General features: G+C 68.9%; 7 protein-coding genes. 4 read left to right on the plus strand and 3 right to left on the minus strand.

Annotated features, from left to right (window positions below):
* Nucleotides 1–38: 38 nt before the first annotated feature.
* From purE to PKE84_RS05560, 3 genes are all read left to right on the plus strand, one after another.
* Nucleotides 39–545, plus strand: coding sequence for a 5-(carboxyamino)imidazole ribonucleotide mutase (purE, locus tag PKE84_RS05550; protein ID WP_271176229.1), 507 nt, complete (start codon nt 39–41; stop codon nt 543–545).
* Complete coding sequence (locus PKE84_RS05555; protein WP_271176230.1) at nt 542–1,900, plus strand: LCP family protein; 1,359 nt, start codon at nt 542–544, stop codon at nt 1,898–1,900. Before purE ends, PKE84_RS05555 begins: the two co-directional genes overlap by 4 nt.
* A gap of 105 nt (nt 1,901–2,005) precedes the next feature.
* The gene (locus tag PKE84_RS05560) at nt 2,006–3,265 is read left to right on the plus strand and encodes an acyltransferase family protein (protein ID WP_271176231.1); all 1,260 of its coding nucleotides are present in this window, start codon (nt 2,006–2,008) and stop codon (nt 3,263–3,265) included.
* A gap of 45 nt (nt 3,266–3,310) precedes the next feature.
* Here the strand turns inward: PKE84_RS05560 and PKE84_RS05565 are convergent, their stop codons facing one another.
* From PKE84_RS05565 to rfbB, 3 genes are read right to left on the minus strand one after another with little or no spacing between them, the layout of a single operon-like run.
* Complete coding sequence (locus tag PKE84_RS05565) at nt 3,311–4,459, minus strand: glycosyltransferase family 4 protein (RefSeq protein ID WP_271176232.1); 1,149 nt, start codon at nt 4,457–4,459, stop codon at nt 3,311–3,313.
* Nucleotides 4,434–5,309, minus strand: a complete 876-nt coding sequence (rfbD, locus tag PKE84_RS05570) for a dTDP-4-dehydrorhamnose reductase (protein ID WP_271176233.1) — start codon at nt 5,307–5,309, stop codon at nt 4,434–4,436. The genes PKE84_RS05565 and rfbD overlap by 26 nt, the downstream gene beginning before the upstream one ends.
* 5 nt (nt 5,310–5,314) lie before the next feature.
* Nucleotides 5,315–6,304 (minus strand): dTDP-glucose 4,6-dehydratase, encoded by a 990-nt coding sequence (rfbB, locus tag PKE84_RS05575; protein ID WP_271176234.1) that lies wholly within the window; start codon nt 6,302–6,304, stop codon nt 5,315–5,317.
* Nucleotides 6,305–6,417: 113 nt separating this feature from the next.
* Between rfbB and PKE84_RS05580 the strand changes: the two genes are divergently transcribed.
* The coding region (locus PKE84_RS05580; RefSeq protein ID WP_271176235.1) for a cell wall-binding repeat-containing protein at nt 6,418–7,553 on the plus strand (1,136 nt) is incomplete at its 3' end.

Consider the following 7,553-nt stretch of genomic DNA (forward strand, 5'->3'; position numbering starts at 1 on the left):
GCCGGGTTCCCCGCCGGCTGCGCCCTACCATTGAGGCCATGCCCGCCACCCCCGAACAGCCACGCGTCGCCGTCGTCATGGGGTCGGACTCGGACTGGAACGTGATGCAGGACGCGTCGCAGATCCTCACCGAGTTCGGCGTCGCCCATGAGGTCGAGGTCGTCTCCGCCCACCGCACGCCGGAGAAGATGATCGCATTCGGCAAGCAGGCGGCCGCGCGGGGGATCAAGGTCATCATCGCCGGCGCCGGAGGAGCGGCACACCTGCCGGGGATGCTCGCGTCGGTCACCACGCTCCCTGTGGTGGGCGTGCCCGTACCCCTCTCGCGCCTCGACGGGCTCGACTCGCTGCTGTCGATCGTGCAGATGCCCGCCGGAGTCCCCGTGGCGACGGTCTCGATCGGCGGCGCCACGAACGCCGGGCTGATCGCCATCAAGATCCTGGCGACGGCCGATGACGAGCTCACGGCCGCCCTCGCCCGGTACGCCACCGACCTCGAGGCGACCGTCGAACAGAAGAACGCCGCACTCAAAGCCCGCCTATGACCATCGCCCGCCCCCTCCGTCATCCCGACACCGCCTCCGCGCACACCATGACCAAGCGCGGCTGGTGGCTCGTCGTCTGCAACGTGCTCCTTCCCGGTTCGGCCCAGGTGCTCGCCGGCGACCGCCGCCTCGGCCGGGTCGGCATCGTGGCGACCCTGCTCCTGTGGCTCGCCGCGATCGCGGCCCTGGTGATCTCTCTGGTCACGCCGCAGACCCTCTATACCCTGTTCACGCAGGCGGCCAGCCTCTGGGTCGTCCAGCTGGTGCTGATCGCCTACGCGGTGCTCTGGGTCGTGCTCACCCTCGACACGCTGCGCCTGGTTCGTCTCGTGAAGACGAGCGCCTCTGCGCGCGGCTGGATCGCCGCCTTCGCCGTGATCGTGCTCGTCGGCATCACCGGCACGGCCGGCTACGCCTCGCTGGTCGCCGGATCGGCCCGCGGTGCTCTCGGTGACATCTTCTCGGCCGGCCCGTCGCAGCCACCCGTCGACGGCCGGTACAACATCATGCTGCTGGGCGGCGACGCCGGCCCCGACCGGGACGGTCTGCGCCCCGACAGCATGTCGGTCGTCAGCATCGACGCCAGCACGGGCCAGGCGGTCACCATCGGCCTGCCGCGCGACCTCAATCCCGTGCCGTTCCCGGCCTCGTCCCCGCTGCACGCGCTCTACCCCGACGGCTACGGCTACGACGACCACTGCGACGTCGACGTCTGCCAGCTCAACTCGATCTACACCGAGGTGTCGCTCTACAAGTCGCAGCTGTACCCGAAGGCCAAGGCAGAGCACAGCGATCCCGGCATCGAGTCGATGCGGGACGCCCTCGAGGGTGCGACCGGTCTGACGATCCAGTACTACGTGCTGATCGACATGCAGGGCTTCGCCGACCTGATCGACACGCTCGGCGGCGTCGACATCACGGTCTCCGAACGCCTCCCCATCGGCGGCGACGAGAACCTCAACCACGTGACCTCGTGGATCAAGCCGGGCACCCAGCACATGAGCGGCTACACCGCCCAGTGGTACGCCCGGTCGCGCCACGGCACGAGCGACTACGACCGGATGGCCCGCCAGCGTCAGCTGCAGGATGCGATCCTCAAGCAGGTGAACCCGGTCAACGTGGTGTCGAAGTTCCAGGGCATCGCGAACGCCGGCACTCAGGTGGTCAAGACGGACATCCCGCAGTCGATGCTCGGCTACTTCGTCGATCTCGGGATGAAGACGCGCAAGCTCCCCGTCAAGCAGCTCGAGCTGGTGCCTCCTCTGATCGAGCCGACCTCTCCCGACTACGGCCAGATCCACAAACTCGTGCAGCAGTCGCTCGCGCCCGCGACGCCCAAGCCGACCGGCAAATAGCGCCGCCATCGGGCACCCGCCTTCAGCTGTCCCCTGAACAGGTCACAGGATCTTCTGAGGTACCGGGGCTACCGTGGTCGGCCTATGTCGAGTACTGGTGTGAATGTGAAGACGAAAACGGGTGGGCGGCTCGCCGCACTGGATGGCCTGCGCGGCCTTGCGGCGCTGATCGTGCTCGCCCATCACGCCATGTACACGAACCCCACTTTCCCCGGAACACCGGGCGCCGGAAACGTTCAGACCGGCTCGCCGATGTGGTGGATCACCTACACCCCGCTCAAGCTGGCGACGGCCGGCTGGGAGTCGGTGATCGTGTTCTTCGTGCTGTCCGGTCTGGTGGTCTCGCTTCCCGTCGTCCGCTCACGTGGATTCGACTGGGTCGCCTATTTCCCGCGCCGAGTGGTGCGGTTGATGGTCCCCGTGATGGGTGCGGCGCTCGTCGCCGCCGCCTTCGTGGTCGCCATCCCCCAGCGTTCGACCCAGCCCGATGGAACCTGGCTCAGCGACTCCTCGACGCCCAACTTCTCGTGGGAGTACATCGTCAAGGCCTGGGACCTTCTCGGTGGCGATGGACAGATCGACAACCCCCTGTGGTCGCTGCGCTGGGAGCTGGTCTTCTCGCTCGCGCTGCCCGTCATCGCGATCGCCGCGATCGCGGTGCGCAAGTGGTGGATGGCCGGCCTGATCGCCGCCTCCGTGCTCACCTGGCTCGGGGTGCGGACCGACTCGGGCGCCCTGAGCTACCTGCCTGCCTTCTTCGTCGGCGCCGTCGTCGCGGTTCGCCTCGACGCCGTGCGCCAGTTCGCCGACCGCATGAACCGGCGCCGGTGGCGTCACCCGCTGTGGTTCCTGATGGCCTTCGGCGGCTCGATGCTGATGATCGCCCCGTGGCTGATGGGCCAGAACTCCGGAGACGCTCCGGAGCTCGTCTTCGCGCTCAAGGGCCTGGCCCCGCTCGCGGCCGCCGCCATCGTCGTCGCGGCGATCGGCTGGAAGCCGCTGCACCTGCTCCTCGAGTCGCGCCCGCTGCAGTTCGCGGGGACGATCTCGTTCAGCCTGTACCTCGTGCACGTGCCGATCCTGATCTTCAGCACCTACCTGTTCGCCGGTCAGCCGTGGTTCGTCCCCCTGCTCTTCGGCGTCCCGGTCGCCATCCTCGTGGCCGTCGGCTTCACCTGGCTCGTCGAGAAGCGCAGTCACGGCTGGTCGCGCGCGGTCGGGGCGTGGGCGTCGGAGCGTTACGCGTCGTGGTTCGGCCGCGAAGAGGTCGTGGCGGATCGCGCGGAGCCGGGCGAGCGTCCGGAGACCGAGCGAACGGCCGATCGGCCGGCGGTCGAGCGCGCCAAGGCCGACGCGCGGAGCTGATCCGATCGGCCTTCCGCGGCGCGCTTCCGGATAGGGCTGGGCCGCCTACAGGTCGGCGTGCAGCTGCCAGACCCGCTCGGCGGAGTCGCGCCAGCTGAACGCCCGCGCGCGGTCGGCGGCGAGCACTCCCAGCCGGGTGCGCAGAGCATCGTCGCTGAGAACGCGGCCGATCGCCGCGGCGAGCCGCTCGGCGTACCCGTCGGTGTCAGCGGCCGTCTCCGGTCGCTCGACGATCAGGCTGGCGCCGGCGGCTACCTCGACCAGGGCGGGATCGTCGGAGTGGATCACGGGGGCGCCGAACTTGAAGGCCTCCACGATCGGCAGCCCGAAGCCCTCGGCCAGACTCGGATAGACGAAGAGGGTCGCGCGGTCGAGCACGACCGCGAGGTCGGGGTCGTCGAGATGGCCGAGCGCGCGCACGCGATCCTCGGGGAGTCCCGCCGCCGCGGCGACGCCCGTCGCCGAGCCGTCGCCGAAACGATCAGGGCCGGCGATCAGCAGGGGGATGCTCTGCGCCTCCGGGCGAGCGATGGCCCGGATGAGCGGGGTCAGGCCCTTACGCGGCATGATCGACCCCAGCGTGAGGGCGTAGCGTTCGGGCAGCCCGAGCCGGTGCGCCCTCTCGTCGGCGTCCGACGGAAGCCGCAGCGTCGTGGCCGGAGCGCCGCCGATGACCCGGACGCGATCGCCGAGGTCGACGACCTCGGACAGCTGGTTCGCGACGGCGTGCGTCGGCACCACGATCGCGTCGGCGTGCTTGCGCGCGCGCTTGACCATCGCCTTCTGCCACAGCACACTCGTCGACGACAGCGATTCCGGGAACGTCCAGGGGAGGACGTCGTGAATGGTGACCGCGATCTGCTCGCCGTCGTTGAGACGGTCGTGGCGGCGCAGCGGCGCGAAGAGGCTCGGGGCGTGGATCATGCCGCCCGCGCCCGGCATCGCCAGTCCGGACTGCCAGGCCATGGTGAGCTCGCGACGCGCGAGCGGGAGCTTGATCAGCCGGGCGAGCCCCGGCAGACGGGACGCGACGTCGTCGAACGTCTCCTGCGGCACGTTCGAGACGATGCCTTCGACCTCGCAGCCGGGGGGCGCCGTGGCGATGATCTGCCTGGTCAGTTCCTCGGCGTAGCGGCGGGCCCCACCGGGAGCGTCGCCGATGAGCTCATCAACGACCACTCTCAGGGTTGTCATGCTGCTCCAGAACTCCGTGTCGCGCGGCGTCGGCCAGCGCATCCTGCCATTCCCGCATGGGCTCGAGGCCGGCGGCACGCCAGGCCTCGTGACCGAGTACCGAGTACGCGGGCCGAGGTGCCGGTCGCACGAACTGCGAGCTGTCGGTCGGTGTGACCCTATCAGGGTTCAAACCGGCCCGGCTGAAGACCGCCTTGGCGAACTCGTACCAGCTCGCCTGCCCGGCGTTCGTGCCGTGATAGATGCCTGCCGGGGCATCCGCATCGAGCAGCGCGACGATCTGGGCGGCGAGGTCACCGGTCCACGTCGGCTGCCCGAGCTGGTCGGCGACCACCGAGACGGTCTCGTGGCTGCCGGCGAGCTTCACCATCGTCTTCGCGAAGTTCGCGCCGCCCGCCCCGTACAGCCAGGCGGTGCGCACCACGTAGGTGCCGTCCGGATGCGCGGCGAGAGCCAGCTCCTCGCCGGCGGCCTTCGTGCGGCCGTAGGCGTTGATCGGGTCGCGCGGGGCGCCCTCGGAGTACGGCGACGTTCCGAAGCCGTCGAACACGTAGTCGGTCGAGACCGTGACGAGCTTCGCACCGTGTTCGTGCGCAGCGACCGCGAGGTTCTCCACGCCTGTCGCGTTGATCGCGTATGCCTCGTCTTCGTGCGTCTCTGCATCGTCGACCCTCGTGTACGCCGACGCGTTGATCACGACGTCGTGGCCGGCGACCGCGGCGAGCACGGCATCCCTGTCGGTCACGTCGAGGTCGGCGCGGCCGAGCGCGGTGACGTCGCGGCCGGCGAGGGCGCGCTGCAGGTCCTGACCGAGCATGCCGGCCGCTCCGGCGATGAGATAGCGGGTCATCGCGCTCAGTTGTCCAGCGCCGCGCGGGCCTTCAGGGGCTCCCACCAGGCACGGTTGTCGCGGTACCACTGCACGACGTCGGCCAGTCCCTGCTGGAACGGGACGAGCGGCTCGTAGCCGAGCTCCTTCTGGATCTTGGAGATGTCGACCGAGTATCGCAGGTCGTGGCCGAGACGGTCGGCGACGCGATCGACGTACGACCAGTCCTTGCCGGTGGCGTCGAGGAGCAGTTGGGTGAGCTCCTTGTTCGTCAGCTCGGTGCCGCCGCCGATGTTGTAGATCTCGCCGGCGCGGCCGTTGACCAGCACCATGGCGATGCCGCGCGTGTGGTCGTCCACGTGCAGCCAGTCGCGGATGTTGTTGCCCTCGCCGTAGAGCGGCACATGCTTGTCGTCGATGAGATTCGTGACGAAGAGCGGGATGACCTTCTCGGGGAAATGGTAGGGGCCGTAGTTGTTCGAGCAGCGCGTGATCGAGACGTTGAGGCCGTGCGTGCGGAAGTAGCTGCGAGCGAGCAGGTCGCTGCCGGCCTTCGACGCCGAGTACGGGGAGTTCGGCTCGAGCGGGCGGTCCTCCGCCCACGATCCCTCGGCGATCGAGCCGTAGACCTCGTCGGTGGAGACGTGCACGAAGCGCTTGAGATTGTTGCGCAGCGCAGCATCGAGCAGCTGCTGCGTTCCGAGCACGTTGGTCTCGACGAAGATCGATGCATCGCGCACCGACCGGTCGACGTGGGACTCGGCGGCGAAGTGCACCACGGCGTCGACCGTGGGGAACAGCTCGTCGAGGAGACCGCCGTTGCGGATGTCGCCCTTGATGAAGGTGTACCGAGGGGAGTCGGCGACCGGTGCGAGGTTCTCGAGGTTTCCTGAGTACGTGAGCGCGTCGAGGACGACGACCTCGGCGCCTTCGAGCCCGGGGTACGCATCCTGGAGGGTGCGGCGGACGAAGTTGGAGCCGATGAAACCGGCACCGCCGGTGACAAGAATCTTCATGTGGTGATGGGTGCTTTCTGTCGACAGAATCGGCAACGAGTCTAGCCGAGAGATTTTCGCGCAAACCTCCCGAATCATGCACCCCTGCACGAATCTGTCGCTAGGATCGGCGGGTGAGCAAATGGGGGAAGCGCTCGGCGCTGAGCATTGTCATCGGAACTTTCGTCGCGGGGGCGGCACTGATCGCAGGAGGGCTGCCAGCGGTCGCCTCGCCTGGTGATCAGGGCGACGGCGCGTCGTCGGCGGCCGCGCAGGCCTATTACGCCGGGGTGGCGAAGGCGGAGGCGGCGACGGGGCTGACCCGAGCGGCCAAGACAGCGCCCGAGCTGGCGGCGCCCGACGGCTCCTCGCGGTTCTCCGCCGCGGCGACCGTGGTCGCGTCAGATTTCGCCGCAGGCAACCTGATGACCGATGCCGTGTTCTACAACGGAACGGCGTTCTCGCAAGGGCAGATCCAGGGCCTTTTCGACACGCAGGTACCGACGTGCAAGACGGGCTACGTCTGCTTGAGGAGCTACAAGGCGGCCACCGCGGCGCGCAGCGCCGACGCGATGTGCAAGGGATACACGGCGGCCAGCAGCGAACTGGCATCGGTGATCATCACGAAGGTCGCCGCTTCGTGCGGGATCAACCCGGGCGTGCTGGTCTCCCTCCTGCAGAAGGAGCAGGGCCTCGTCACCGACGACTGGCCCTCCGCCACGCAGTACGCGTACGCCACGGGCTACTCGTGCCCTGACGATCCGGGCATCGGCTGCGATCCGGACACCGCCGGGTTCTTCGCGCAGGTCTACGGAGCCGCCTGGCAGTTCAAGCGCTACGCGAACCCCGCGGGGACCTCGAACTACTTCACGTGGTTTCCGGTGGGCAAGGTCACCAATGTCCTCTATTCCGAGAAGGCCTCGCTCAACTGCGGCTCTGCGCCCGTCGCGATCTGGAGCAAGGCGACGGCCGCCCTCTACTACTACACGCCCTACCAGCCGAACGCGGCGGCGCTCGCGAACTTCTTCGGCACCGGAGACAAGTGCTCCAGCTACGGGAACCGCAACTTCTGGGGGACGTACACCAGCTGGTTCGGGTCGACGATCGCCGGCAGGACGCCCTCGGTCTCGCGTGCGTCAGGGGCCGACCGCTACGCCGTCGCGGTGTCGATCTCGCGTGCCGCGTACCCGGCCGGCTCGGTCCCCGTCGTCTACGTGGCGAGCGGTGCGAACTTCCCCGACGCCCTGAGCGCCGCGCCGGCCGCCTCGCT

It is taken from the genome of Leifsonia poae (genome assembly GCF_027921845.1).
Classification (GTDB): domain Bacteria; phylum Actinomycetota; class Actinomycetes; order Actinomycetales; family Microbacteriaceae; genus Leifsonia; species Leifsonia poae.

Bases quoted from the DNA above. Each gene is read 5' to 3' on its own strand.
- purE (WP_271176229.1), top strand. From the start codon at position 39: ATGCCCGCCACCCCCGAACAGCCACGCGTCGCCGTCGTCATGGGGTCG.
- PKE84_RS05555 (WP_271176230.1), top strand. From the start codon at position 542: ATGACCATCGCCCGCCCCCTCCGTCATCCCGACACCGCCTCCGCGCAC.
- PKE84_RS05565 (WP_271176232.1), bottom strand. From the start codon at position 4,459: ATGACAACCCTGAGAGTGGTCGTTGATGAGCTCATCGGCGACGCTCCC.
- rfbD (WP_271176233.1), bottom strand. From the start codon at position 5,309: ATGACCCGCTATCTCATCGCCGGAGCGGCCGGCATGCTCGGTCAGGAC.
- rfbB (WP_271176234.1), bottom strand. From the start codon at position 6,304: ATGAAGATTCTTGTCACCGGCGGTGCCGGTTTCATCGGCTCCAACTTC.